The organism is Microbacterium xerophyticum (assembly GCF_053543555.1).
The window spans coordinates 1027847-1052112 of sequence record NZ_JBLVOB010000007.1 but is presented as its reverse complement, the minus strand read 5'-3'; the positions used below and the strand labels follow the sequence as shown (position 1 = coordinate 1052112).

At 67.8% G+C, this 24266-nt stretch carries 28 protein-coding genes and 2 tRNA genes; 16 read left to right on the top strand and 14 right to left on the bottom strand.

The features are described from left to right. Positions 1-107: 107 nt before the first annotated feature. From ACNPNP_RS16655 to ACNPNP_RS16635, 5 genes are all read left to right on the top strand, one after another. A complete protein-coding gene (locus tag ACNPNP_RS16655; protein ID WP_448967137.1) occupies positions 108-1388 on the top strand; it encodes a sensor histidine kinase in 1281 nt (426 codons plus the stop codon). Next, a complete protein-coding gene (locus tag ACNPNP_RS16650) occupies positions 1376-2071 on the top strand; it encodes a LuxR C-terminal-related transcriptional regulator (RefSeq protein ID WP_448967136.1) in 696 nt (231 codons plus the stop codon). The genes ACNPNP_RS16655 and ACNPNP_RS16650 overlap by 13 nt, the downstream gene beginning before the upstream one ends. Further along, positions 2068-2985, top strand: a complete 918-nt coding sequence (locus tag ACNPNP_RS16645) for a hypothetical protein (protein WP_448967135.1) — start codon at positions 2068-2070, stop codon at positions 2983-2985. Before ACNPNP_RS16650 ends, ACNPNP_RS16645 begins: the two co-directional genes overlap by 4 nt. 53 nt (positions 2986-3038) lie before the next feature. Continuing rightward, a tRNA-Ile gene (locus ACNPNP_RS16640) sits at positions 3039-3112 on the top strand. 28 nt (positions 3113-3140) lie between these two features. Next, positions 3141-3213, top strand: a tRNA-Ala gene (locus ACNPNP_RS16635). Between the two features lie 91 nt (positions 3214-3304). On the opposite strand, the gene ACNPNP_RS16630 is transcribed toward ACNPNP_RS16635, so the two are convergent. Genes ACNPNP_RS16630 through ACNPNP_RS16620 form a run of 3 tightly spaced genes read right to left on the bottom strand, consistent with a single transcriptional unit; the run spans position 3305 to position 5089 of the window. After that, positions 3305-3658 carry a hypothetical protein gene (locus ACNPNP_RS16630; protein ID WP_448967134.1) on the bottom strand — a complete coding sequence of 118 codons (354 nt, stop codon included), beginning with the start codon at positions 3656-3658 and terminating at the stop codon, positions 3305-3307. Then, on the bottom strand, positions 3655-4224 hold the full coding sequence (locus tag ACNPNP_RS16625; protein WP_448967133.1) for a hypothetical protein: 570 nt from the start codon (positions 4222-4224) through the stop codon (positions 3655-3657). Before ACNPNP_RS16625 ends, ACNPNP_RS16630 begins: the two co-directional genes overlap by 4 nt. A 46-nt stretch (positions 4225-4270) precedes the next feature. After that, entirely contained in the window at positions 4271-5089 is an 819-nt protein-coding gene (locus ACNPNP_RS16620) for an immunity 22 family protein (protein WP_448967132.1), read from the bottom strand. Between the two features lie 87 nt (positions 5090-5176). Between ACNPNP_RS16620 and ACNPNP_RS16615 the strand changes: the two genes are divergently transcribed. Beyond that, positions 5177-5452, top strand: a complete 276-nt coding sequence (locus ACNPNP_RS16615; RefSeq protein ID WP_448967131.1) for a hypothetical protein — start codon at positions 5177-5179, stop codon at positions 5450-5452. Positions 5453-5496: 44 nt separating this feature from the next. On the opposite strand, the gene ACNPNP_RS16610 is transcribed toward ACNPNP_RS16615, so the two are convergent. Then, complete coding sequence (locus ACNPNP_RS16610) at positions 5497-6135, bottom strand: TetR/AcrR family transcriptional regulator C-terminal domain-containing protein (protein ID WP_448967130.1); 639 nt, start codon at positions 6133-6135, stop codon at positions 5497-5499. Between the two features lie 67 nt (positions 6136-6202). Between ACNPNP_RS16610 and ACNPNP_RS16605 the strand changes: the two genes are divergently transcribed. Further along, the gene (locus tag ACNPNP_RS16605) at positions 6203-7159 is read left to right on the top strand and encodes a zinc-binding dehydrogenase (RefSeq protein ID WP_448967129.1); all 957 of its coding nucleotides are present in this window, start codon (positions 6203-6205) and stop codon (positions 7157-7159) included. Positions 7160-7194: 35 nt separating this feature from the next. Continuing rightward, a complete protein-coding gene (locus ACNPNP_RS16600) occupies positions 7195-8418 on the top strand; it encodes an FAD-dependent monooxygenase (RefSeq protein ID WP_448967128.1) in 1224 nt (407 codons plus the stop codon). 5 nt (positions 8419-8423) lie between these two features. Here the strand turns inward: ACNPNP_RS16600 and ACNPNP_RS16595 are convergent, their stop codons facing one another. The 5 genes from ACNPNP_RS16595 to ectA form a co-directional block, all read right to left on the bottom strand. Then, complete coding sequence (locus ACNPNP_RS16595) at positions 8424-9491, bottom strand: 3-deoxy-7-phosphoheptulonate synthase (protein WP_448967127.1); 1068 nt, start codon at positions 9489-9491, stop codon at positions 8424-8426. Positions 9492-9812: 321 nt separating this feature from the next. Continuing rightward, the gene (gene thpD, locus ACNPNP_RS16590; RefSeq protein WP_448967126.1) at positions 9813-10709 is read right to left on the bottom strand and encodes an ectoine hydroxylase; all 897 of its coding nucleotides are present in this window, start codon (positions 10707-10709) and stop codon (positions 9813-9815) included. Positions 10710-10759: 50 nt separating this feature from the next. Then, on the bottom strand, positions 10760-11152 hold the full coding sequence (locus ACNPNP_RS16585) for an ectoine synthase (protein ID WP_448967125.1): 393 nt from the start codon (positions 11150-11152) through the stop codon (positions 10760-10762). Continuing rightward, positions 11149-12489, bottom strand: a complete 1341-nt coding sequence (gene ectB, locus ACNPNP_RS16580; protein WP_448967124.1) for a diaminobutyrate--2-oxoglutarate transaminase — start codon at positions 12487-12489, stop codon at positions 11149-11151. Before ectB ends, ACNPNP_RS16585 begins: the two co-directional genes overlap by 4 nt. A gap of 73 nt (positions 12490-12562) precedes the next feature. Continuing rightward, positions 12563-13009, bottom strand: coding sequence for a diaminobutyrate acetyltransferase (gene ectA, locus ACNPNP_RS16575; protein ID WP_448967276.1), 447 nt, complete (start codon positions 13007-13009; stop codon positions 12563-12565). A gap of 317 nt (positions 13010-13326) precedes the next feature. Between ectA and ACNPNP_RS16570 the strand changes: the two genes are divergently transcribed. Further along, entirely contained in the window at positions 13327-14457 is a 1131-nt protein-coding gene (locus ACNPNP_RS16570) for an aminotransferase class V-fold PLP-dependent enzyme (RefSeq protein ID WP_448967123.1), read from the top strand. Positions 14458-14474: 17 nt separating this feature from the next. Here the strand turns inward: ACNPNP_RS16570 and ACNPNP_RS16565 are convergent, their stop codons facing one another. Then, complete coding sequence (locus ACNPNP_RS16565) at positions 14475-15602, bottom strand: M24 family metallopeptidase (RefSeq protein WP_448967122.1); 1128 nt, start codon at positions 15600-15602, stop codon at positions 14475-14477. Between the two features lie 79 nt (positions 15603-15681). On the opposite strand from ACNPNP_RS16565, the gene ACNPNP_RS16560 reads away from it, so the two are divergent. Further along, positions 15682-17289 (top strand): amidohydrolase, encoded by a 1608-nt coding sequence (locus tag ACNPNP_RS16560; RefSeq protein WP_448967121.1) that lies wholly within the window; start codon positions 15682-15684, stop codon positions 17287-17289. Positions 17290-17320: 31 nt separating this feature from the next. Further along, positions 17321-17743, top strand: coding sequence for an NUDIX hydrolase (locus tag ACNPNP_RS16555; protein WP_448967120.1), 423 nt, complete (start codon positions 17321-17323; stop codon positions 17741-17743). A gap of 18 nt (positions 17744-17761) precedes the next feature. Here the strand turns inward: ACNPNP_RS16555 and ACNPNP_RS16550 are convergent, their stop codons facing one another. Then, entirely contained in the window at positions 17762-18187 is a 426-nt protein-coding gene (locus ACNPNP_RS16550) for an aminoacyl-tRNA deacylase (RefSeq protein ID WP_448967275.1), read from the bottom strand. Positions 18188-18255: 68 nt separating this feature from the next. Then, positions 18256-18753 carry a DNA helicase gene (locus ACNPNP_RS16545; RefSeq protein ID WP_448967119.1) on the bottom strand — a complete coding sequence of 166 codons (498 nt, stop codon included), beginning with the start codon at positions 18751-18753 and terminating at the stop codon, positions 18256-18258. Between the two features lie 156 nt (positions 18754-18909). Here ACNPNP_RS16545 and ACNPNP_RS16540 point away from each other — a divergent pair, with 156 nt between their 5' ends. After that, positions 18910-19467, top strand: a complete 558-nt coding sequence (locus ACNPNP_RS16540) for a peptidylprolyl isomerase (protein ID WP_448967118.1) — start codon at positions 18910-18912, stop codon at positions 19465-19467. 25 nt (positions 19468-19492) lie between these two features. Beyond that, positions 19493-20389: a rhomboid family intramembrane serine protease gene (locus ACNPNP_RS16535; protein WP_448967117.1), complete on the top strand. Its 897-nt coding sequence runs from the start codon at positions 19493-19495 to the stop codon at positions 20387-20389. Positions 20390-20572: 183 nt separating this feature from the next. Here ACNPNP_RS16535 and ACNPNP_RS16530 read toward each other — a convergent pair whose 3' ends face one another. Then, on the bottom strand, positions 20573-20812 hold the full coding sequence (locus tag ACNPNP_RS16530; RefSeq protein ID WP_307360439.1) for a cell division protein CrgA: 240 nt from the start codon (positions 20810-20812) through the stop codon (positions 20573-20575). A 78-nt stretch (positions 20813-20890) separates the two neighbouring features. Between ACNPNP_RS16530 and ACNPNP_RS16525 the strand changes: the two genes are divergently transcribed. From ACNPNP_RS16525 to ACNPNP_RS16515, 3 genes are read left to right on the top strand one after another with little or no spacing between them, the layout of a single operon-like run. Continuing rightward, positions 20891-21682 (top strand): class E sortase, encoded by a 792-nt coding sequence (locus tag ACNPNP_RS16525; protein WP_448967116.1) that lies wholly within the window; start codon positions 20891-20893, stop codon positions 21680-21682. Between the two features lie 10 nt (positions 21683-21692). Further along, positions 21693-21848 carry a hypothetical protein gene (locus ACNPNP_RS16520; RefSeq protein WP_448967115.1) on the top strand — a complete coding sequence of 52 codons (156 nt, stop codon included), beginning with the start codon at positions 21693-21695 and terminating at the stop codon, positions 21846-21848. Continuing rightward, positions 21845-22480, top strand: a complete 636-nt coding sequence (locus ACNPNP_RS16515) for an anthranilate synthase component II (protein WP_448967114.1) — start codon at positions 21845-21847, stop codon at positions 22478-22480. Before ACNPNP_RS16520 ends, ACNPNP_RS16515 begins: the two co-directional genes overlap by 4 nt. Positions 22481-22517: 37 nt before the next feature. Here the strand turns inward: ACNPNP_RS16515 and pknB are convergent, their stop codons facing one another. Continuing rightward, positions 22518-24257 (bottom strand): Stk1 family PASTA domain-containing Ser/Thr kinase, encoded by a 1740-nt coding sequence (gene pknB / locus ACNPNP_RS16510; RefSeq protein WP_448967113.1) that lies wholly within the window; start codon positions 24255-24257, stop codon positions 22518-22520. Positions 24258-24266: the final 9 nt, after the last annotated feature.

Sequence of the window (24266 nt, the reverse complement as noted above, 5' to 3'; positions counted from 1 at the left end):
ACCCCCCCCTTCGTCGTTCACACGATCCACGGCAGTAGGGGAAACCCGAACGGACCTCTCCGGGTGACACGGTGTCGGGTCGGACGCCCGCGTCCTACCTTTGAGACATGACCACTCAGACTGTCCCGTCCCCGGTGTCCGCGACACCGGCGAAAGCGCCGCCGTTGCGGCTGTTCCTCACGATCCTTCACCTGGCCGCGCTCGGAACGCTCGGCGGTGTCGTGCTCGGCATCCTCGCCGCGGCGTTCGGAACCGGGCTGGCACTGCTGTTCGTCCTCGGGATAGGACTGCTGGTCCTGGTCGGCTTCGTGTACGCCCTGTTCGGTCTCGGCTGGTTCGAGGTCGTTCGCATCAGAGGGCTGTACGCCCTCGAGGTCCCCGACCTCCAGCCTCGCCGTCGCCAGCGACCCGGCTTCGGAGGGTGGCTGCGCTCGCTCGGGCGTCAGAGCATCGACGGGCGCATGTGGCGGGCAGTGGCGAGCTTCGTCATCGCGTGCATCTTCGGTGCGCTCGTGCTGCGGCTGTTCTGGGCCCTGATCTTCTCCGCGATCACGATCTTCGCTCCGCTCGGCGCGGCGGAGACGATCACCATTCCGCTCGCGTTCGGTGTCGGACAGGTCGGCGTCGAGTGGGCCGTGCTCGTCGGGATCCTCGGTGTGCTCGCCGCAGCGGCCGGAATCATCGGCCTCGCGCTGCTGCATCGTACGATCAGCCGCGCACTCGTGGTTCCGAACCGCGAAGCCGAGCTCACGGCGCAGGTGCGCACGACGAGCGCTCAGCGGGAGGGCGCGGTCCGCGCAGCCGACGTCGAGCGCACCCGCATCGAGCGCGATCTGCACGACGGCGTCCAGCCCCGGCTGGTCTCGGTCGGTATGACCCTGGGTCTCGCCCAGCAGAAGATCGACGACGACCCGGCGGCGGCCAAGCAGCTGATCGGTGAGGCGCACACCTCGACGAAGGCGGCGATCACCGAGCTGCGGCAGCTCGCCCGCGGCATCCATGCGTCCGTGCTCGACGATCGCGGCCTGGATGCGGCGCTCTCGGCGCTCGCCAGCAGATCTCACATCCCCGTGCAGCTCGATGTGCGCATGGACGGACGCTGCAGCCGTGACGCCGAGGCGGCGGTGTACTTCTCGATCGCGGAATCGCTCACGAACGCCGCGAAGCATTCGCGGGCCAGTGAGTGCCGCGTGATCGTGCGACTGCGCGAAGGCGGTGTGCTGTGGGCGCGGGTCGAGGACAACGGCATGGGCGGCGCGCAGGTGCAGCCCGGTGGCGGACTCGACGGCATCTCCAACCGGGTGCTGGCGGCGGGCGGCACGTTCCGCCTCGACAGCCCCCAGGGCGGACCGACCTCGCTGGAGGTGAGTGTGCCATGCGCATCCTGATCTGTGAGGACTCCGTGCTGCTGCGTGAGGGACTCGTGCGACTGCTCGAGGACTCCGGCCATGAGGTCGTCGCGGCGCTGCCAGACACCGAAGGACTCACCGATGCGGTGCAGACGACGGATCCCGAACTGTGCATCCTCGACGTGCGACTGCCTCCCACGTTCACGGACGAAGGCATCCGCGCGGCGCTCGGGCTACGCAGGACGCACCCCTCGCTCCCCCTCCTCGTGCTCTCGCAGTACGTCGAGGAGCGCTACGCCAGCGACCTGATCGCCGCGCAGGGCGGCCCACTCGGCTACCTGCTCAAGGACAGGGTCGCCGACGTGTCCGAGTTCGTCGCCTCGATCGAGCGCATCGCCGAAGGCGCATCCGTTCTCGACCCGGAGGTCGTCGCGCAGTTGCTCACTCGTCGCAATCGAGACGATCGGATGCTGCAGCTCACCGAGCGCGAGCGCACGGTGCTCTCGCTCATCGCCGAGGGCAAGTCGAACCAGACGATCGCAGGACTGTTGTTCCTCTCCGAGGGCAGCGTCGAGAAGTACATCACCTCCATCTTCCAGAAGCTCGGCCTCGAACCCGAAGCCGGCAACCGTCGAGTGCTCGCAGCGCTCGCCCACATCGAGAACACCGGAAGCGGCAACGGTCCGCACGGAAACCCGCCACAGACAGGAGCGGCACGATGAACGCCGAATCACAGAACAGCCAGGGCGATCAGGGCGGGCACGACGTGCCGCTCAACCCGCCACCGGCAGCGCCGACCGCCGCATCCTCGGTGTCGTCTTCAGGTCCTGAGGCGCCCCGCGGCTCGGGCGCGCGGGCGGGTGCCATCGCGATCGCCGTCTTCGGCGGCGTGGCCCTGTTGGCGACGGGCGGTACGGCGGCGGTCGCCGCAGTGAACGACGTCACGGCGTCGACCGGTTCGCAGCAGCAGATCGACGCGACGGGCGTCACTGGACTCGACCTGGAACTCGGCGGTGCGGAAGTGCATGTCGCGTTCGGCGATGTCGACGAGGCCGAACTCGAGGTGTCCGGCAACGGGAGCGAGCGGTGGACCCTGCTCCGCGATGATGACGAGATCGTCGTGAACAGCCCCGACATGGACTTCGGCTGGTGGTTCGGGGACTGGATGGAGGACGAGGGCACCGTGGTGCTCACCCTTCCGGAGGAGCTGCTCGACGAGAAGATCGACGCCGACATCTCGCTGGGCGCGGGAAGCCTTGACGTGGAAGGCGAGTTCGGAGCCGTGGATGTCGAGATGGGGGCCGGCGCGCTGTTCATCACTGGATCGGCGGACTCGATAGAAGCGGATCTGAGCGCGGGGCGCGCCGAGTTCGAGCTCGCCGATGTGTCCAAGGCAGATTTCTCGATCTCGGCCGGCCGGCTCGAGGCCGAACTCACCGGCACGGCGCCCGATGAGGTGCAGCTCGACGTGAGTGCGGGTTCGCTCGTGCTCACCCTGCCGGATGAAGAGTACGACGTGCGCCAGGAGGTCAGCGCCGGGTCGCTCGACAACAACCTGCAGACGTCGTCGAACGCGCGGAATTCGATCGTGGTCAGCGTCTCTGCCGGCAGCGCGGTTCTGCGGCCGGGGGACTGACCGGCGCCGATTCGGATTTTCCGTCGATCTCCGGTAAAGTCTTGGAGGTTGACGGGGCTATAGCTCAGTTGGTTAGAGCGCTTCACTGATAATGAAGAGGTCCCAGGTTCAAATCCTGGTAGCCCCACTTTTCACCTCAACTAAACACCCGTTTCGGGGCCTTAGCTCAGTTGGTAGAGCGCCTGCTTTGCAAGCAGGATGTCAGGAGTTCGAATCTCCTAGGCTCCACAGAAAAAGAAGCGCCGCCCCGTTCGGGTGGCGCTTCTTGCGTTCCTGGGCCCGCCTGCCCGACCATCCGCTCCTTCACGCCCTCGTGCTGTCACTCGCACGGTCGGTAGCGATCCGGATCGATCTCCCAGTTGTGAACAGGCGGCGCCGCGCCACCATGGCGCTGTGAGTACTCCAGAAGCGCATGCGCCTCGACCTCGAGCGAGTCGTCACCGTTCGCGAGTCGTTCTATGAACGGGGCGACCCACTCCCATCCGCGTTCGATCAGACGACCCGACCATCGCTCGAGGAAATCCTCGGCGATCCAGATTCCCGCGTGGTTGTCGGGCCCGTTGCGTTCACCGGTCGCGACCAGTCGCTCGTCGAACGCGATCCATACGAACTGGTTGATGTAGCCCACCGGGCTCCAATCACCGAGCTCGGTGAACCCCACAGCACGCATCACTGCTCGCTCCCTTCGCCGGAGTTCGTGTCCGCGACCTCGGGCCAGTTCCAATCAATGTCCGCTGCCTCCCGCTGCCGCGCGATCCGACTCCGACGGGACTGTTCCCGGTTCGCGTCCGGGTGGGGGAATTTCGGCCAGATCCACTCAGGCGGAAGGATGTGCAGAGCGAGCATCGTGGTCGATTGCTGCGGGTCAACGGTTCGCACCAGCACCGCCGCGTAGTCCCGCACCCTCCAGGCGTAGGTCCTGTCGACGGCGCCGGTCCTCGCCAGCTTTCGCCCGTATCCGTCGTCGGCGTCGAGCGCGGTCTCCGCATGGATGAAGTCACCGCCGAAGAAGTGAATGCAGTCGCGCTGCAGCACCGATTTCACCTGCAGCAGCCGCGCTTGTGCTTCCGGTGATCCTGATGCCTTCGCGAGAGGGAAGATCTTGACCCTCGCGCGGTCGATGACGTACGGGCTGAGTTCATCCCAGTGAACCTCCACGCCGGAGTCCAGGCCACTGCGGATCCGCTCGAGCGCCAGCAGGATGGACAGTCCATCCGCGATCTGCGTGAAACCGGTCATATGTCCAGTATCGCGACCGCGTGGTCCACGAATGCGACGCGTGCGCCTAGAAGATGTGCGCCGAGGGGAAGGCTCCGAGGTAGTGCAACCCCGCGAATCGCTGTTCCGCAGCGATGGGCAGTGGTGGTTCGCCGTCACCCGCGGTGCCGGACATGAAGGCATTGATCGAGTCCAGCCCCCGGTCGCGGCAGGCGCGCTCGACCTCATCGATGACGACGTCGAGGACGATCCGATGTCGCACTATCGGCAGATCGAAGAAGTCCCGCACCGACAGGCGGGCATCGCCTTTGCGGAGCTCGTATCCGTAGTACTGATCATCTTCGAGCTGGACTCCGACCTCCACGGCGAGTGCACCGTCCACCACGTAGGAGCGCATATCCGCCAGGGTCGGCAGCGTCGTGACTCCGACGAACAGGTGGGTGAGACGTTCCGTCAACGGCGGCGGCGGAGTCCGGTATTCGACAGTGGCCAGGAAGCTGAAGCCGTGGAAGTCGACCGTCTCGTCGCCCTCATACGTGTGCTGTGCGAGCACGATCCACGCATTGGCCTCGACGAGACCGCGCTCGCGCGACGCGTCGATCAACCGCGACGTCGCCTCCGCGGGCAGGTGATGGCTCTGCGCCAGCTCTGTGATCACCTCGGCGGCAGGGCGCGGGGAGCGCTGCTTCTGCGCATCGAGGAAGTCGTGGTCGTACCAATCGTCTCCCGCGTCCTTCACGAACTGCGCGCGTTCGGGGGAGCCAGGGGAGAGGTAGGCGTTGAGCGCCTTCTTGCTCGAGACCGTCCCCACCCAGATCGATGCGCATCTGAGCTGAGGGTCGGCGCGGTAGCGCGGCGCGGCGAAGCGATCGATGAAGTCGAGCATGGGCAGGTCTCCTCCTCGTTGTCGTCGACACGGACAGTCTGGCGTGATCGGCCGTTCTCCCGATCACAGTCGACATAGGATCGGAGTGTGCTGATCGGTCTGATGCGTCCTGTGGAAACCCGCTCCGTCGACGTCGAAGCCGCAGATCTCGCCGGCGTCCAGACGCAGTTGGCCACGCACCGGCCGGAGGGCTTCGACCTCGTCTCGGCCCCCGTGGTGATGATCAAAGGGGCAGCCGTCCTCAAGGCGAAGGGCACCTTCCAGAGCCGCGACCGCATCGAGCAGATCGAGGCCGATGACATGGATGCGCTGCTCGCCAAGGTTCCAGAGGGCTGGCAGCTCCTCAGCGTGCGCGCCGCCTGACGACGCGAGCATCCGGCACTCAACGCCGTTGGGAGCCACTGGGCCTAGGCCGACCTCGCGGCGAGTCCGTCCAGAACGATGCCCAGATGCCGCTTGAAGCGAGGGTCGCCGTCGTCGCGCAGGCGACCGGCTTCCTTGACCAGAGGCGTACCCTCCCCCAGCCAGGCCTCGCGCTCGGCGACGGAGTACCGCTCGGGATCGCTTTCAGCCGACTGGCGCTTCTCCTGCTCCTCGATCACGAACCCGACCACGAACGCCGTGACCAGGTCGATCGCGTCGTCGGCTTCGACTGGCGTCCACCCGGATGCTGTCGCCCAGCGTTCGAGAAGCGGCTCCTTCATGCGGATGACCTGCGGATCCGCGAGCCTCGTACCGCTGAAGATGCGGGCACCGTCGCGGCGTGACAGGTATTCGGCTCTGAGCACGCGCGCATAGGCGGCGAGGTCTTCGCGCCAGTCGGCGCCTGCCGGGATTCCAGCGAGGGCGTCGGTGACCTGACGCATGACCGCGGTGGCCATCTCGTCGAGAAGCTCCTGCTTGTTGTGCACGTGCCAGTAGAGCGTGGGTGCACGAACATCGAGGCGCGCGGCGAGGGCGCGGACGGTGAGGGCGTCCATGCCCTCCTCATCGAGGAGCTCGAGCGCCGCTGCGACTATGCGTTCCCTGGTGATGTCTTTCGCCACGCTTGACACTCTAACAAAGTTAAAGGAGGATGACTGCATCGTCTAACTTAGTTAAAGGAGCGAGATCATGCGTGCTGCCGTCGTCACCGAACCGGGTATCCCACCCGTCTGTGCAGAAGTCCCCGAGCCGTCCGTGCCCGACGGGCGGGAGGCACTGGAACTGGTCGGAGCAGGGGCGCACAACATCGTGCGGGGCCTGGCCTCGGGACGGCACTACAGCAGCGGCGGCGGGTTCCCGCTCGTGCCGGGGATCGACGCCGTCGCCCGAACCGACGACGGGCGCCTGGTATACACCGGATTCGCGCGTCCCCCGATGGGGACCATGGGCGAGCGGCTGTACGCGCCGATTCAGCTCGATGTTCCGGTAGGCGCCGATCCGCTGATGATCGCGGCCGGCATGAACCCTGCCCTGTCGGGCTGGGTCGTTCTCTCCGCTCGGCGCCAAGAATTGGGCGCGCTCGGCACCGTGCTGGTCCTGGGTGCGACCGGGATGTCGGGGAGCCTGGCAGCTCAGGCGGCCCATGCACTCGGAGCGGAACGAGTGATCGCCGCAGGGCGTGATCCGCAGGCGCTGGACCGATTGCGCGCCGACGGCGCGACCACGGTGTCGCTGAACCAGGGCGGACCGGAAGCACTGGAGGACGCGCTGGCCGCCGCCATCGGCGATGCATCCCCCGGTCTCGTGCTGGATTACGTGTGGGGTCCGGTCGCCGAGGCGGCTTTCGGTGCGCTCGGGCGCAGTGGTGAGGATCCTGATGCCGACACGTCGTACGTGCAGATCGGTTCCATGGCCGGCCCGCGGGCGTCCGTGCCCGCAGACCTTTTGCGGAGCAGACGGATCAAGATCATCGGCAGCGGTGCGGGCTCCGCATCGCCGGAAGAGATGCTCGCTGAGGCGCCGGAAGTCATGGCGCGGTTCGCCGACGGATCGTTGCACGTCCCGTACACCGCGTATCCGTTGGGCCGCATCGGCGAGGCCTGGGCGCACGCCGGGCGCAGCCGGGCCGTCGTCGTCCCGGACTGACGGCGGACAGAGTGATCGGACGGGAAGGCACCGTGATGAAGAAGAGAGCGTTGGTCGTGGGGTTGGGCATCGCAGGCATGGCCGCTGCGATAGGTCTCGCGAAAGCGGGGTGGATGCCGGTCGTCATCGAGCGTTCGCGCGAACGACGGACGGGGGGCTACTTCGTCGGATTGTTCCCCGAAGGCAGGCGTGCCGCGTTCGAGCTGGGGATCGCCGATCATCTGCACATCCGCAACCCCGAGCGGAAGCCGGAGGGGAACACCTGGTCGATCGACCGGCGCGGTCGTCGCGCACCGGGCCTGGGCTTCCTCGACCAGCCGGGCGATCCTGCCGCCGTGCTGCGGGGTGACATCGAGGCGGCGCTGTGGCACGGCATCTCCGCGCACGAGGTCGAGGTTCGATTCGGGACCACCGTCACGGACATCCGTGATGCGCATGGCGCCGTCGAGACCGTGCTCGAGAACACCGCGACCGGCGCGCGTTCGCACGAGGAGTTCGACCTCGTGGTGGGTGCGGACGGGATGCGCTCGAGCGTGCGGCGGATCGTGTTCGGTCCGCACGAGGATCACCTGAAGAACTGGGACGCGATGATCTGCGCGTTCCGGATGACCCGGCAGGTGCCGTCCTTCGGCGCGAGCGACAGCATCATCGACGCGCAGCCCCGCCGGGCGGCGTGGGTGTTCGGCTTCGCCGACCATCCTCCGACGGCGCTGTTGACCTACCGCACCCGCGATATCGAGCAGCAGTTCGCCGGGTCGCACATCGATCAGCTGAGACATGTCTTCGCGGGGATGGACGGACCGGTCGTGACGCATGTCCTCGACGAGCTGGACGCCGCACCCGAGATTCTGTTCGACTCCGTGCACCAGGTGCGGATGCCGCGGTGGAGCGCCGGCAGGGTCGTGCTCGTGGGGGATGCGGCGTGGTGCCTCAACCTCTACTCGGGCATGGGTGCCTCGTCGGCGCTGCGCGGCGGAGCCGCACTGGGGTCGGCGCTGCACGAGCATCCTGACGACCTGACGGCCGGACTGGATGCCTGGGAGGCGGGACTGCGTCCGTTCATCACCGCGCACAGACGCACCGCGCGGATCAAGCAGCAGCTCTTCGTACCGTCAGGACCGGGTGCCGCGGTCGTGCGTTCCGGCGCTCTCCGGATGGTGCGTGCGATCCGTCAGCGCCAGGTCGGCAACGATGGGAGCTTCTCGCATCCTCCAGGCGTACGACACGTGCGAAAAGCTCCCGCCGATGCCGGCAAGTGACTCGATCACGCACGGCGGCGACGCACACCACCGGCCAGCGCCGCGAGCGCGATCTCCGTGGCGTCCCAGCCCATGCAGGCATCCGTCACACTCTGCCCGTAGACCAGGCGGCCGCGCGAGGAGACGTCCAGCTTCTGCGCACCGGCGACGAGGTTGCTCTCCAGCATGACGCCCGCGACCGCCGTGCCGTCCGCGGCGATCTGCTCGCCGATCTCCGCTGCCACGATCGCCTGGCGCACGTGGTCCTTGCCGCTGTTGCCGTGGCTCGCGTCGATGACAACGCGCGGCGCCAGCATCGCCGCGTCCAGGCGACGAGCCGCCTCTGCGACATGAGAGGCGTCGTAGTTGGGACCGTCGGCACCGCCGCGCAGGATCACGCCGGTGTCCGGGTTGCCGGTCGTCGCCACCAGGCTCGCGCGACCGTCGGATCCGATGCCGAGGAACGCCTGCGGGGCGGATGCTGCGGCCGCAGCATCCAGCGCCACCTGAAGCCCCCCGTCCATGCCGTTCTTGAAGCCGATCGGCATCGAAAGTCCTGACGCGAGCTGCCGGTGGATCTGGCTCTCGGTGGTGCGTGCGCCGATGGCGCCCCATGTGATGAGGTCGGCGGTGTACTGCGGGCTGATCGGCTCGAGGAACTCGGTGGCGCACGGCATCCCGAGCGCGGTGACGTCGCGAAGGAAGCCGCGTGCCATGCGCAGCCCCTCCTCTATGTCGTGGCTGCCGTCGAGGTGCGGGTCGTTGATGAGACCCTTCCAGCCGATCGTCGTCCGCGGCTTCTCGAAGTACGTGCGCATCACGATCAGCAGGTCGTCGCGGTGCTTGTCCGCTTCACGGACCAGCCTTCCGGCGTATTCGAGCCCTGCGGCGGGGTCGTGGATCGAGCAGGGGCCCGCGACGACCAGCAGGCGGTCGTCCTCCCCGGACATGATCGCGCGCACCTGGTCCCGCGTGCGGGAGACCAGCGCGGCGCGCTCCTCGCCGACCGGCAGCTCGGCGGCGATGTCGCCGGGGGTCGGAAGAGTCGTGAACTGCGAGACGTGCAGATCGGATGTCGCATCGAGAGTGTTCATGGGTCCTGTCCTGTCGGCAGGCGGACCCCGGATGCAGAGCCCGCCGATGAAACGGCGAAAGCCAGAGCAAATGCTCTGGCTTGTCGGCTCTGAAGGTGTCGGTATGCGCTAGATCAGCGCCGGCCCCTCCAGAGCCGACTCGAAATACGCATACCAACGGGTTGTCATGCGAAAGACACTACCGCATGGGACGGGGACTCGGTGCCGCCCCGAAACCTGGGCGCCCCTCCGCGCCGCCCACGCCCCCCTTGTGCGTACGCATGCAGGGGGGTCTGGGCGGTGGGAGGGGGAGCCGAGGTGAGATCACACCGGCGACAGAGCTCAGCCCAGCGGAGTGAAGTCGCGGTTCGCGATGTGGCCTGGGCGCGGGCTCTTCGCGGCGAACGGTTCGACGAGCGCGTTGTCGACGCTGTTGAACACCATGAAGACGTTCGAGCGGGCGTAGGGCGTGATGTTGTTCCCAGAGCCGTGCATGATGTTCGAGTCGAACCACAGTGCAGAACCCGCGGCGCCGGTGAACTGATCGATGCCGTACTTGTCTGCCAGCGCCGTGATGGCCGCGTGGCTCGGCACCCCCGCCTCCTGCGCCTGCAGCGACTGCTCGTGGTTGTTCTCCGGCGTCTCGCCGACTGCGGGGACGAACGTGCGGTGCGAACCCGGCATCACCATGAGTCCGCCGTTGAACGGGTAGTTGTCGGTCAGGGCGATCGACAGGCTCACCGCCCGCGGCACCGGCATGCCGTCCTCCGCATGCCAGGTCTCGAAGTCGGAATGCCAGTAGAACCCGGTACCGGTGAAGCTCGGCATGTAGTTGATGCGCGTCTGGTGCAGGTACACCTCCGAGCCGACGATCTGCCGCGCCCGGTCGAGCACCTTCGGATCGCGGGCGAGGGCCTCGAGCACGGGGCTCAGCTTCTCGACCTCGAAGACCGAGCGCACGGTTCCGGTCGTGCGCTCCGTGATCAGCCGGTCGTCGCCCTGCAGTGCCGTGTCGGACGCGAGCCGGTCGAGCTCACCGGAGTAGGACGCGACGTCCTCAGCGGAGATGAAGTCGTCGAGCACGGTGAAGCCGCGCTGCTCGTGCGCCTGCAGCTCGGCCTCGGAGAAAGGCCCGTCGTCTGCGCTTCCCCACACGGCGGGCTGGGTTCGGGTGATGAAATCGGAGGGCTGCGCCAGTCGGGTCGGGAACAGGTCCTCTGCGGTGGTCGTGGTGGTCATGCGTCGTTCTCCTGTCTCTCGTGCGGATGGTTCGGATGCTGCGGGTGCGGTCAGGCGGGTTCGGTGACCAGCGGGTACACGCCGTTCTCGTCGTGCACCTCGCGCCCGGTGACGGGCGGATTGAACACGCACACGACGCGCATCTCGGTGCGGGGGCGCACCTCGTGCTTGTCGTGGTCGTTGAGCAGGTACAGCGAACCGGGCGCGAGCCGGTGCGTCTCGCCGGTGCCGAGATCGGTGATCTCGCCCTCGCCCTCCACGACGAAGACGGCTTCGATGTGGTTCGCGTACCAGAACCGGCTCACGGTGCCGGCGTACAGCGTGGTCTCGTGCACCGAGAAGCCGACCTTCTCCTTCGCGAGGACGATGCGCTTGCTGCGCCAGTTCTCGGTCTTGATGTCGGCGTCGGTGTCGGTGATCTCGTCGAGTGTGCGGACGATCATGCGGGGGTGTGCTCCTTGTTCTGTGCCTCGTGTGCGCTGGGGTCTGCGTCGTGGTCGATCGTGTGGTCGGCGGCATGCGGGTCCGGTTCGCCGAGCACGGCGCGCACGGAGTCGTCGATGATGCGCAGTCCGCGCTCGAGCTCGACGTCGGTGATGGTGAGAGCGGGGAGGATCTTCATGACCTCGCCCTCGGGACCGGAGGTCTCCATGAGCAGCCCGCGTTCGAACGCCGCCTGGCACACGGCATCCGCCAGCTCGCCGGACGGGAATTGCAGACCGCGGGCGAGACCTCGACCCTTGGCGATGAGCTCGTGCTGCGGGTAGCGCGCGACGAAGGTGTTGAACCATCCCTCGACCCGGGCGCCCTTCGTGATGGTGGAATCGCGCAGTTCGTCATCCGACCAGTACCGACGCAGCGCCGCTGCGGCCGTCGCGAAACCTGGGCTGATCCCTCGGAAGGTGCCGTTGTGCTCCCCGGGCTGCCACACATCGAGGTCGGGACGGATCAGGGTGAGCGCCATGGGGATGCCGTAACCGGAGATCGACTTCGACAGGCAGACGATGTCCGGCACGATGCCGGCCTCTTCGAAACTGAAGAAGTCGCCGGTGCGTCCGCAGCCCATCTGGATGTCGTCGACGATCAGCAGGATCTCGTGCTGCGTGCACAGCGCCGCGAGCTGACGCAGCCACTCCGCGCGTGCCGCGTTGATGCCGCCCTCGCCCTGCACGGTCTCGACGATCACGGCGGCCGGGATGTTGAGACCGCTGCCGGAGTCTTCCAGCAGCCGTTCGAAGTAGAAGAAGTCGGGATAGTCGCCGTCGAAGTAGTCGTCGTACGGCATGGGGGTCGCGTGCACGAGGGGAACACCGGCGCCGCCGCGCTTGAGGGAGTTGCCCGTGACCGAGAGCGCGCCGAGCGTCATGCCGTGGAAGGCGTTCGTGAAGTTGACCACCGACTCGCGGCCGGTCACCTTGCGGGCCAGCTTCAGTGCGGCTTCGACGGCGTTCGCGCCGCCGGGGCCGGGGAAGACGACCTTGTAGTCGAGATCGCGAGGCTTCAGGATCAGCTCGTCGAACGTCTCGAGGAAGTCGCGCCTCGCGGAGGTGAACATGTCGAGCGAGTGCACGATGCGGTCATCGGCCAGATAGTCGAGCAGCACGCGCTTGAGTTCAGGATTGTTGTGCCCGTAGTTGAGCGCGCCGGCGCCGGTGAAGAAGTCGAGGTACTCCTTGCCGTCCTCGTCGTACATCAGACTGCCGACTGCGCGGTCGAACACGACGGGCCATGAGCGGGAGTAGCTGCGAACCTCTGATTCCAGCTGCGTGAAGATATTCATCTTGTGGGTGTTCTCCTCCTTGATAGATCACGTGCGGGGAGTGCACGCCGCCCCGGGTGGGCGGAAGTGACGGCTACATCGACGGACCGATCTCGTAGAGCCGTTCGGGTTCGTGATGCGCGGCATCCGACGGGTGCGTCAGATGTGCGCTCGCGAAGAGCGGGGTGACGACCATCGGCGCGTCGTTCCAGCGCCGCGCGAGGCTGCGGAACGTCTGCTGCGAGGCGGCGTTGTCGTCGGTGATGGTGGTCTGCAGGCTGCGCACCGGGGGGAGCACCGTCTGATCGTGGAGCAGGTCGTCCAGCATCCGGCCGGCTAGTCCGAGGCCGCGGAACCGCGCGTCGACGGCGACCTGCCAGATGAACAGGCACGAGGGGTCCGCAGGGCGGCGATAACCGGTCACGAAGCCCGCGGGCGCACCGTCGACCAGCGCGATGCGGCACGTCGAGGCGAAATCGCGGGCGTAGAGGACGTAGGCGTACGACGAGTTCAGATCGAGCGTCCGCGAGTCGCGGGCGATGCGCCACAGCTCGATCCCCTCATCGACGCGAGGGGGGCGGATCAGGATCGACTCACCCGACCGTGCATCGATATGCGCGGCCCGAGCTGACGTGCTCGGCTCGAGAGAGCCGGGGGAAGTCAGAGCGTGTCACCGTCCCGGATCGGGGTGTGCAGCTCTCGAGAATTCGTGTCCATGGGTGTGATCTCCGCTGGGTGAAACAGCTTCGGTCCGTCATCCACACTGTCATGCACCGTGCGCGACCTCAAATCCATGACGGCTCGATCGCCCTGCGCGGGCCGTGTGCCGTCCGCGATGGCCTGTGGGATGCTGGGCGCATGAGCCTGCCGCACGATGACGTCGATCCCGATGGCCTCCTGGAGTACTCGGTCGTCTTCACCGACCGATCCCTGAACCACATGTCGGCACGTTTCATCTCGGTGATGCAGCAGACCTTCGAGATCCTCGGCGAGGCGTACAACGCGCACACGGCGGCCATCATCCCCGGTGGCGGTACGTACGCGATGGAGGCCGTCGCGCGCCAGCTCGCCACGGGCCGTCGCACACTCGTCGTGCGCAACGGCCTGTTCTCGTTCCGCTGGTCGCAGATCCTCGAGACGGGCGGCATCAGCGACGACGTCACGGTGCTCGCTGCGCGGCCGGAATCCGACGAGGCGCAGGCGGCATGGGCGCCCGCGCCGATCGATGAGGTGGTGGCCGCCATCCGCGCTCGCCGCCCTGAGGTCGTTTTCGCTCCGCACGTCGAGACGGCTGCCGGAATGATCCTTCCCGATGACTATGTACGGGCGCTGGCGGACGCCGTGCACGAGGTCGGCGGGCTGCTCGTGCTGGACTGCATCGCCTCCGGAGCGATGTGGGTCGACATGAAGGCACTCGGCGTCGACGTGCTGCTCAGCGCTCCGCAGAAGGGGTGGAGCGGATCGCCCTGCGCCGGTTTCGTCATGCTCAGCGAGGCGGGAGCGGCTGCTGTGCGCGAGCGGGTCTCGACGAGTTTCGCCGCTGATCTCGGCAAGTGGCTGGCCATCGCCGACGAGTACCGCGCGGGTCGCGCGGCGTATCACGCCACCATGCCGACCGACGCGCTGACCCGCAACCTGGCCGCGATGATCGAGACGCAGAACCGCGGTTTCGAGGCGCTGCGCGGCGCGCAGATCGAACTCGCCGGACGGGTGCGGGAGCTTCTCGCAGGGCGCGGATTCCCGTCGGTCGCGGCAGCCGAGTTCGCCGCTCCCGGCGTCGTCGTCGTGCACACGGATGACCCCGCACTGAAGTCGGGTGCGGCGTTCAAGGAGCAGGGGCTGCAGATCGCCGCCGGGGTGCCGCTGCACTGCGACGAACCGGAGGGGTTCTCGACCTTCAGGATCGGGCTGTTCGGCCTCGACAAGCTCGCCGATGTCGACGCGACCGTGTCCAGGCTCGCCGCGGCGCTGGAATCGATCGAGCGCTGATCCGGGTCTGAGTCGGGTCAGGCGACGGCGTCGACCTGGGTCAGCTCGTGCGGGGCGACATTGAGCCGCTCGCAGCCGTCGGCCGTGACCACGACGATGTCCTCGATGCGTGCTCCCCACTCACCGGCGAAGTAGATGCCGGGCTCGATGCTGAACGCCATGCCCTCCCTCAATACGAGGTCGTTGCCAGGGGCGATGTACGGTTCCTCGTGCACCGAGACGCCGATGCCGTGTCCTGTGCGGTGCAGGAAGGCGTCGCCGAGTCCCGCGGAGTTGAGTACGTTGCGAGCGGCCGCGTCAACGTCGGATGCCGTCGCACCCGGCCGCACGGCATCCACGGCGGCCTGCTGGGCTTCCACGAGGACGGCGATGCTCTCGGCGGCTGCGGGGTCGGGTTCACCGACCACATAAGTGCGGGTGCTGTCGGAGTTGTATCCGCTGGGCACGGCGCCGCCGATGTCGACCACGACGATGTCGCCGTTGTGGATCATCCGGTCCGACACCTCGTGATGCGGATCCGCGCCGTTCGGCCCCGATCCGACGATGACGAACTCGACCGATCGATGCCCCTCGGCCATGATCGCCTCGGTGATGTCGGCGGCGACCTCGCGTTCGGTGCGTCCGGCGCGCAGCCACTGCGGCACGCGGCGGTGCACGGCGTCGATCGCCCCGCCTGCACGTCGGAGTTCGGCGATCTCGGCGGCGTCCTTGGTCATTCGGCCTTCGCGCAGTACCGGCGTCGCGAGCTCCAGTCGCACATCGAGCCGTTCCGCGACGGGGATGACGTGCAGCGCCGGGAGTGCATCCGATATGCCCACCCGTGTCACGGTGCCGAGCGCGCCGGTCACCAGGGCGTACGGATCTTCACCGTCGACCCAGTCGAGCACGGTGAGACCGAGTTCGCCCACCGCCGTGGATCGCACCTTCGCGAGCTCCATCCGTGGAACGACGACGGTCGGCGCGAGAGACGGTCCGAGCAACAGCACCGTCAGCCGTTCGATCGTGTCGCCCTCGACCCCGACGAGGTACTGCAGGGGGGGGCCCGGCCCGACGACGACCGCATCGAGACCGGCGTCGGCAGCGAGGGCGGCCGCGCGCTCCAGCCTGGCGGTGTACACGGACGCGGGAAAGGGCAGGGTGCTCATTCCCGCCACGCTACTCCGCGGGGATCGAAGAAGCAGGAGATTCAGCGCGTTCGGCCCTCCGCCCTGCCAGACTGACGCCATGACGACAGTCTTCACCGGCCGCATCCGTCCGCTCGCCGGAGATTCCGAGGCCGACACCGAGGTCGAGTTCGAGGCGTTCGCCGTCGAGGACGGGCGGATCGTCGCACTCGGAACTGCCGCCGAGCTGAAGGCGCAGCATCCGGATGCCCACACCGTGGAGCTCGACGACTGGGTCATGCCCGGCCTCATCGAGCCTCACGGACACCCCGCGTACTCGTCGATCCTGCTCTCGCACCTCGTCGTCGACATCCGGCCGGTCACGATCCCGGATGCCGCGGGCGTGCTCGCGGCGTTGAAGAAGGCCGTCGCGGACGCCGACGGGCAGGCCGTGTTCGCGAACGGGTGGGATGCGCTGCTGCAGCGCGGACTCCCCGACCCCGACATGAAATGGCTCGATGAGCTCGCCGGCGACGTTCCGCTCGTCGTGATCCACAACTCGGGGCACTCGGCGTACTTCAACGCCGCCGCTGCTCGTGCCGCCGGCGTGGATCGGGACACTCGCGACCCCGCCGGTGCCAGGTTCGCCCGTGACGCGAAGGGCGACCTCTCCGGTGCCGCCTTCGAGGAGGCGGCGGTCGAGCAGGTCGTCGCCCCGATGCTCGCCCGCGCCGAGCAGCATCTTCCCGAGTTGCTCGTCGCGCACCTGCGCGATCTCTCGAGCCGCGGCATCACCACTGTCTCCGATCTGTCCTGGAATCCCGACCTGAACCCGCTGATCCGGGCGCTGCACGCACAGGGCCGGCTGCCCGTGCGGCTGCGCTGGTACGAGATGTCGCGGCCGGGTGGTGCGGCGGCGCCGCGCGGCGATGACGACCCGGTCATCCGGCAGACGGGCGTGAAGACCTGGTCGGACGGCTCGCCCTGGATCGGCAACATCGCCACGTCCTTCCCCTACCTCGACACCCCGGCCACGCGCGACCTCGGCCTGGAACCCCATCACGTCGGCACTGCGAACTACACCACCGCGCAGCTGCTCGAGATCGCAGAGCCCTACGCGGCCGGCGGCTGGCAGCTCGCCTGTCACGCCCACGGCGACCGCGCGATCGACTCGACCCTCGACGTGTACGAGCAGATCATCACCAGGCACGCACTCACCGATCACCGCTTCCGCCTCGAGCACTGCGGAGCCATGACATCCGCGCAGTTCGCGCGCGCAGCATCCCTCGGCGTCACCGTCAGTCTGTTCGTCGACCACATCACCTACTGGGGCGAGGTGCTCGTCGACGATCTTTTCGGCCCGGAGCACGGGGGTGCATGGGCGGATGCCGGCACCGCGTTCGCGGCAGGACATCGCGCCACCTTCCACAACGACGGCTGGGTCACGCCGAACGAGCCGTTCCGCAATATGGCCGTCGCCGAGACGCGCACGACGCGCTCGGGATTCCGGATGCCGGCCGGCGCACCCGTCACGCGCGCTCAGGCCCTCGCGGCCCAGACGAGAAACGCCGCCTGGCAGCTGTTCAGCGAGCACGAGGTCGGAAGCCTCGCGCCGGGGCTGCTCGCGGACTTCATCGTCGTCGACCGCGACCCGGTGACCGCGACCGCCGAAGAACTCGCCGAGACGATGGTGCGGGCGACCTACCTCGCCGGCGTGCAGGTGACCTGACCCACGGCGCGCTCCCGCTAGTGTGAAGCGCATGGATCTGCGCGTCGCGGCGTATGCCGTCGTCACCGATGACGACGACAGGGTGCTGCTCGCGCGCTGGACCGAGGGGCGACGCGTCGCGTGGACGATGCCGGGGGGCGGCCTCGAGGAGGGCGAGGATCCCGAAGACGCCGTCCGCCGCGAGGTCCGCGAGGAGACCGGCTACACGGTGCATGTGCAGGAGCTGCTCGGCATCCATTCCCGCGTGATCCCCGCCGGCAGGCGGGTGAGGAAGGCGGGCGTACCCCTGCACACCCTGCGCATCGTCTACCGCGCCAAGATCAGCGGCGGCAAGCTGCGCTTCGAGGAGAACGGATCCACCGATATGGCCGGGTGGTTCGCCCTGCCCGCTCTAGCGGAGCTGCAACGAGTCAAGCTCGTCGACATCGCCCTGCGGATGGCCGAGATACTCTGACCCGTACCGCGGCGAGAGTCAGCGCGGCTGCTCCGGCACCGTGATGTCGGCCACCGTCGCGCCGTAGGCCGCGATCAGATCATCGGCTTCGACGAAGAGGCTGTATCCGTGCGCACCCGCACCCATGGCGACGCGCTGTCCGACGATCGACTCGTCGGCGTAGATCGGCCAGTCGGTGGTGCTGCCGATCGGCACGATCGTGCCGCGCTCGTACCCGGTCGCGGCCAACGCGAGGTCGGGCTCCGGCAGGCGCAGCTTGTTCACGCCGACGACCGCGCGCAGCTTCGGCCACGAGATCGACCGCCCGCCCGGTACGAGTGCGAACAGGTACGTGTCATCCGAGCGTTTGACGACGAGCGTCTTCACGATGCCGGACGGGTCGAGTCCCAAAAGCGCCGCCGCCTCATGAAGGCTGTTCGCCTGCGGGCGTTCGCGGATCTCGATCGCGAGACCACGGGTCGCCGCGGCATCCTTCACACGCGAATGCGGATCCGGCTCGGCCGCGGCCGCGCTCACGCGTCCGGTGCGGAGAGCGGGTCGTCCGCGACCCAGAGCTCGTCGTCCGTGCGCAGCGCCTGCCATGCGGCGTAGAGGACACCGACGGCCGCGGCAGCGCCGAGGACGATCGCGATGACCGAGCCGATGCCGGGGCCCTGCTTCTTCTTCACGATGCGGCCCTTGGAGAACTCCAGGCCCTGACGCTTGGCGTTCGCCACGTCCCACGCCGTGAGCGCGGAGCCGACGACGCCGCCGACGAGCGGGACGACCTTGTCGTCCACGACGTGGCGACCGAGCTTCATGCCACGGTCCACGGTCGGAGCGACCCGGCGGTTGTAGGCGTCCTGCACGACAGGAAGCACCTGCTCACGGCCGACGCCTGCGAGCTGACGGCTCGCCTCGCGGGCGACTTCGGCAGCGTGGCCGACGACCTCCTGCTGGGATTCCCAGAGCTCGGTGGCGTTGTCGCGCAGACGGCGCAGTTCTTTCTTCCGCTTGCGGGTGAGGCTCACGATGTTCTCCTGTCGACTTGGAGTACGGGTTCCCCATCTTGCCAGACGAGACTGGATGCTGGCAGTGATTGTGCCGACCCTTGTCATCCGGAGCGTCGCACGCTACCGTGACCGCGCGTCCGGCCGACACACTGCAAGCTCTGCGACAATAGGGGCATGGCTCAGCACACTCACGTCGCAACCCTGCACACCAACCACGGTGACATCGTCGTCAACCTCTTCGGCGACCACGCCCCGAAGACGGTCAAGAACTTCGTCGGCCTGTCCGACGGCACTCAGGAGTGGACCGACCCCGCAACGGGCAAGCCCGGTGAGGGCGCCCTGTACAAGGACGTCATCTTCCACCGCATCATCCCGAATTTCATGATCCAGGGCGGCGACCCGCTCGGCCAGGGCGTCGGCGGCCCCGGCTACAACTTCGACGACGAGATCAACATGGAGCTCAACTTCAACGAGCCCTACATCCTCGCCATGGCCAACGCGGGTCTGCGTCGCAACGCGATCACCGGCAAGGCCGAGGGCACCAACGGCTCGCAGTTCTTCATCACCACCGACCCCACGGCGTGGCTGCAGGGCAAGCACACGATCTTCGGCGAGGTCGCCGATGACGCCTCCAAGAAGGTCGTCGACGCGATCGCCGCCGTCCCCACCGCCGCCGGTGACAAGCCGCTCCAGGACGTCGTCCTGCAGTCGGTCGACGTCACCGCAGTCTGAGCTCGAACCCCTCAGGCCGATCCGGATGACGTCACCCGAGTTCACGAGCAATCGTGACAACTTCTGCTACCGCCATCCGGATCGGCAGAGCTTCGTGCTCTGCCAACGGTGCATGCGCACCATCTGCCCCGAATGCCAGACACAGGCGGCCGTCGGGGTCATCTGCCCCGAGTGCATGAAGGCCGAGCGCGGCAACCGCACCCCCGCGCAGAAGCGCGCCGAGCGCCAGTGGGGTCGCAGCGGTCGTGCTCGCGGCTCGCTGACCGCCGTGCAGTCGGGCAGGCCCATGATGACCTACGGCATCATCGCGGTGACCGGCTTCGTCGGCCTCCTGCAGCTCGTGCCTGGTCTGAACATCACCGGGCTGCTCGAGTTCTGGGTCGGCTATCTCTTCCCCGAGCTCTCCGGAGCGCCGTTCCAGCCGTGGCGCCTGCTCACCGCGGCCCTGGTGCACAGCGGCATCTGGCACATCGGCCTGAACATGCTGGCGCTGTGGATGATCGGGCGAAGTCTCGAGCCGAGGCTCGGTCGCTGGCGCTTCCTCGCCCTCTACGTGCTGGGCGGTCTCGGCGGTTCAGTGGCGGTCGGGATCATCTCGCCGACCACGGCGACGGTCGGCGCGTCCGGAGCGGTGTTCTCGCTGTTCGGCGCCCTCCTCGTGATCGGCCTGCACCTGGGCGCCAACATGACCGGGCTGTTCGTCCTGCTCGGCATCAACCTCGTGATCGGCTTCGTCCCGGGCTTCAACATCGCCTGGCAGGCCCACGTGGGCGGCGCGGTCGTCGGTGCTCTCGTCGGCCTCATCGTGCTCCGCACCCGCAAGCGCGAGCAGCGGGTGTGGCAGATCCTGCTGCTGATCGCACTCGCCGCGCTCCTGCTCGCCGCGGTCTTCATCGTTCCGCCGCTGCTCGTCGGTGCGTGAGGCGAGACCCGTCCTGGCGCCTTCACACCCGGCCAGCAGTTGTTAACACCGTTCTCCACCCCTGTGAATAACACCGGTGTAATTCTCCCCACCCTGTGCACAACCCTGTGGATAACTCCCTGCACGGCATGACGAGAGAAGGCCCCCCGCATCAGCGAGGGGCCTTCTGAAGAAGAGGGGCGGTCAGCGCCACCGCGTCGTCATCAGGAATCCGATCAGTGCGATGCCGAGGCCGATCGCGAGATTCCACGAGCCGATGCCGGGAACCGGGAACTGCATGCCCGAGATGTAGAACACCAGGATCCACACCAGGCCGAGCAGCATGAAGCCGAGCATCACCGGCTTGAACCACACGGCGTTGGGCGCCGCCTCGCCTTCAGCGCGCTCGACGGCGGGTTCTTCGCTCTTACGGTCTCGTGCCATGGGGTCAGTCTACCCAACAGCGCGATGACTGCCTGCTTCGATCGCAGGCGTACACACGGGCGGGATAAGATCACGCCTATGAGTGCAGCTGGGGCGACGATGAGCGCGCGCACTCGGCATCCTCGCCGACGTTCGCGGGCGACGTTCACCAGCGTCCTCGGCGAACTGCTGCTCACCGCCGGAGTGCTCGTCCTGCTCTTCGTCGCCTGGCAGATGTGGATCGGTGACATGATCATCGGTGCCCAGAGCAACAGCGCCGGCAACGCGGTCTCCGAGACCTGGGAGCAGCAACCAGCCCCCGGACCACCGCCGATCGTCGAGAACGACGACGGCGAGACCTGGTTCGAACCGCCAGTGCTGCCGCATCCGGCAGCCGGGGAGACCTTCGCGCAGATGCGCATCCCGCGGTTCGGCGACGACTACAACGTCGCGATCGCCGGGGGCACCTCGCGACCGGTCACCCTCGACAACGGGTGGATCGGCGTGTACGACCAGTCCGTCATGCCCGGAGAAGTGGGCAACTTCTCCGTCGCCGGCCACCGCACGACCTGGGGTGCTCCGCTGAACCGGATGGACAAGCTGCGTATCGACGATGCGATCGTCGTCGAGACTCCGGAGGGCTGGTACACCTATCGATTCCGCACCCTCGAGTACGTGCAACCGGATCAGGTCGACGTGCTGCTCGACGTGCCGCAGGTACCGGATGCCGTCACCGGAGAGCGCTACCTGACGCTGACCGCCTGCTCCCCGCTGTACTCGCTCGCCGAGCGCATCATCGGCTACGCCGTCTTCGAGGGGTTCCAGCCCCGCATCGAGGGCGAACCCGATTCGCTGTCCGCCGTCGCCGACGTCGCACCCCCATCCATCTGAGGAAGATCTGATGTACGCAGCAATCTGGCGCATCCTGCCCGGCCCCTGGTGGCTGCGGCTGTTCATCGTGCTGGTCGTCGTCGCCGCGATCCTCTACGGACTCTTCTTCTACGTGTTCCCCTGGGTGAGCCCGCTCATCACTCCCGGTGAGGTCGATCTGGAGTGAGCGTGCGGGTGCTCGTGGTCGACAACCACGACAGTTTCGTGCACACGCTCGTCGGGTATCTGCACGAGCTCGGCGCCGTCTGCGAGATGGTCGAGGCGGATGCTGCGGATGCGGCGGGCTTCGCCCGCCTCCTGCCCTCCTTCGATGCCGTGCTGCTCTCTCCCGGCCCCGGACGCCCCAGGGATGCCGGTGCATCGGTCGAGATCGTCGCGCTCGCCGCAGAGCTCCGGATGCCGCTGCTCGGGGTGTGCCTCGGGCATCAGGCGATCGGCGCCGCGTTCGCGACCGAGGTCTCAGAGGCGCCGGAGCTCATGCACGGCATGGTGTCCACCGTCACGCATGACGGTTCGGCGTTGTTCGACGGCATCCCGTCGCCCTTCGAAGCCGGCCGTTACCACTCCCTCGCACTCGCCGAGTCCGAGCTTCCCGAGGCCCTCCGCGTCACCGCACGCACGGCATCCGGCACCGTGATGGCCATCGCCCACGACGAGCTGCCGCTGCTCGGCGTGCAGTTCCACCCCGAGAGCGTGCTCACGCCCTTCGGCTATCGGATGCTGGCGAACTGGCTCGCCATGCTCGGCGACGCGCAGGCCGTCGAGGTCTCATCCCACCTGCATCCGCTCGCGCCGTAGTGGCGGCCCGCATCCGTCGCCTGACGGCGACGGGCGGTCACTTGGCGGCAGCCGTGCAGTGACGCAGCTGAACTTCGGAGTGCACGGGGACGTCTCCGGGGGCGGCGGACATCGAGGCGACGGTCGCCGGATCGGTGGCAGGGCAGTCCGCCATCTCGGTCGGGATGGCCGTGAGGCCGAGCTCCTCGAGCTTCGCCGTCGCGGCATCCAGGGTCCAGCCCGAGACATCGGGCAGCGTGACCCGGCCGCTTGCGACGACGAGGTTGACGACCGTCTTGGGTGCGACCTCGTCGCCCTCCTCCACGCTCGCCTCGAGCACCGTGTCGGCAGCGCTGTTCGGATCATTGCGCTGGATCACGTTGCCGAGCGCGAGTCCGGCCTTGCTCAGGGCATCCTTCGCGGCTGTCTGCGAGAGCCCGACGAGGGAGGGGGCCTGAACCGTCTCGGTGCCGGAGGAGACGTAGACCGTGACGCTCTGCCCGGCTTCGACGGACTGGCCCGCCTCGGGGTCGGTGCGGATCACGTTGTTCTCGGTGATCGTCGCGCTCGCCTCGTAGACCAGCGTGTACTGCAGGTCGAGTGCTTCGAGGTCGTCCTGGGCGCGTTCGTACGACACGTCGATCAGATCGGGAACCGTGCGCGACGAGGTGGGGATCTGCTCCCCGCGCGGCATGGTGAGCACCCAGACCAGCACCGAGATGAGAAGCACCGCGAGCAGCGCGACGCCCGCCCAGATCCACACCACAGGAGGTCCGGACTGCGTGCGCGTCATCGTGGTGTCGCTGCTGAGCTGGCGCAACGACCGTGCGGTCTCCTGCGCCTGCCGCGGGCTGGGACCGTAGAGCTCGCTGGTGAGCGCGCCGAGCTGCTTCTTGCTCGGAGCCTTGCCCGCCACGGCATCGTCGAGCGCCGCGCGGAAATGCGCAGCATCCGGATACCGCTGATAAGGGTCCTTCGCGAGCGCACGCAGCACGATCGGGTCGAGCGCGCCGGGTGAGCTCTCGTTGACCTCGCTGGGCGCCAGCGGGGTCTCGCTGACGTGCTGGTAGGCGACGGCCACGGGGGATTCGCCGCGGAACGGCTGGCGACCGGTGAGCAGTTCGTAGAGCACGACCCCGGTCGAGTACAGGTCGGCGCGCGCATCGACGGGCTCGCCCTTGGCCTGCTCAGGCGAGAAGTACGCGGCCGTGCCGATGATCTGCGTGGTCTCGGCGACCGTCGATGACGAGTCCGACACCGCGCGGGCGATACCGAAGTCCATCACCTTGACCTGGCCGGCGGGGGTGACCATGACGTTGCCCGGCTTGATGTCGCGGTGCACGACGCCGGCGCGGTGCGAGTAGTCGAGCGCCTCGAGGATGCCGTCGACGTAGCGCACCGCATCCTCGACGGGGACAGGACCCTCGGCGATGATCTCCTTGAGCTGGCGGCCCTGGACGAGCTCCATGACGATGTACGGCTCGCTGCCAGCTGATCCGACGGTCGGGGCTCCGTGCGCCGCCGAGGTCGGGTCTCCGGCGTCGAAGACGCGCACGATCGAGGGATGCGACATGCGCGATGCCGCCTGCGCTTCGAGCCTGAACCGGGTGCGGAACGCGGTGTCGCGCGCCAGGTCGGGATCGAGGATCTTGATGGCGACCTCACGTCCGAGCGTGACGTCGTAGCCGCGGTAGACCTTCGCCATGCCGCCGTGGCCGATGAGCTCGTCCACGCGGTATCGCTCAGCGATGATGCGCGGCTCTGCGGTCACTGGATGCTCCCCCTGGTACGACGACATGGACTTCCT

Bases quoted from the DNA above. Each gene is read 5' to 3' on its own strand.
- ACNPNP_RS16655 (WP_448967137.1), top strand. From the start codon at position 108: ATGACCACTCAGACTGTCCCGTCCCCGGTGTCCGCGACACCGGCGAAA.
- ACNPNP_RS16650 (WP_448967136.1), top strand. From the start codon at position 1,376: ATGCGCATCCTGATCTGTGAGGACTCCGTGCTGCTGCGTGAGGGACTC.
- ACNPNP_RS16645 (WP_448967135.1), top strand. From the start codon at position 2,068: ATGAACGCCGAATCACAGAACAGCCAGGGCGATCAGGGCGGGCACGAC.
- ACNPNP_RS16625 (WP_448967133.1), bottom strand. From the start codon at position 4,224: ATGACCGGTTTCACGCAGATCGCGGATGGACTGTCCATCCTGCTGGCG.
- ACNPNP_RS16620 (WP_448967132.1), bottom strand. From the start codon at position 5,089: ATGCTCGACTTCATCGATCGCTTCGCCGCGCCGCGCTACCGCGCCGAC.
- ACNPNP_RS16605 (WP_448967129.1), top strand. From the start codon at position 6,203: ATGCGTGCTGCCGTCGTCACCGAACCGGGTATCCCACCCGTCTGTGCA.
- ACNPNP_RS16600 (WP_448967128.1), top strand. From the start codon at position 7,195: ATGAAGAAGAGAGCGTTGGTCGTGGGGTTGGGCATCGCAGGCATGGCC.
- ACNPNP_RS16595 (WP_448967127.1), bottom strand. From the start codon at position 9,491: ATGAACACTCTCGATGCGACATCCGATCTGCACGTCTCGCAGTTCACG.
- thpD (WP_448967126.1), bottom strand. From the start codon at position 10,709: ATGACCACCACGACCACCGCAGAGGACCTGTTCCCGACCCGACTGGCG.
- ACNPNP_RS16585 (WP_448967125.1), bottom strand. From the start codon at position 11,152: ATGATCGTCCGCACACTCGACGAGATCACCGACACCGACGCCGACATC.
- ectB (WP_448967124.1), bottom strand. From the start codon at position 12,489: ATGAATATCTTCACGCAGCTGGAATCAGAGGTTCGCAGCTACTCCCGC.
- ACNPNP_RS16570 (WP_448967123.1), top strand. From the start codon at position 13,327: ATGAGCCTGCCGCACGATGACGTCGATCCCGATGGCCTCCTGGAGTAC.
- ACNPNP_RS16565 (WP_448967122.1), bottom strand. From the start codon at position 15,602: ATGAGCACCCTGCCCTTTCCCGCGTCCGTGTACACCGCCAGGCTGGAG.
- ACNPNP_RS16560 (WP_448967121.1), top strand. From the start codon at position 15,682: ATGACGACAGTCTTCACCGGCCGCATCCGTCCGCTCGCCGGAGATTCC.
- ACNPNP_RS16555 (WP_448967120.1), top strand. From the start codon at position 17,321: ATGGATCTGCGCGTCGCGGCGTATGCCGTCGTCACCGATGACGACGAC.
- ACNPNP_RS16540 (WP_448967118.1), top strand. From the start codon at position 18,910: ATGGCTCAGCACACTCACGTCGCAACCCTGCACACCAACCACGGTGAC.
- ACNPNP_RS16535 (WP_448967117.1), top strand. From the start codon at position 19,493: ATGACGTCACCCGAGTTCACGAGCAATCGTGACAACTTCTGCTACCGC.
- ACNPNP_RS16530 (WP_307360439.1), bottom strand. From the start codon at position 20,812: ATGGCACGAGACCGTAAGAGCGAAGAACCCGCCGTCGAGCGCGCTGAA.
- ACNPNP_RS16525 (WP_448967116.1), top strand. From the start codon at position 20,891: ATGAGTGCAGCTGGGGCGACGATGAGCGCGCGCACTCGGCATCCTCGC.
- ACNPNP_RS16520 (WP_448967115.1), top strand. From the start codon at position 21,693: ATGTACGCAGCAATCTGGCGCATCCTGCCCGGCCCCTGGTGGCTGCGG.
- pknB (WP_448967113.1), bottom strand. From the start codon at position 24,257: ATGTCGTCGTACCAGGGGGAGCATCCAGTGACCGCAGAGCCGCGCATC.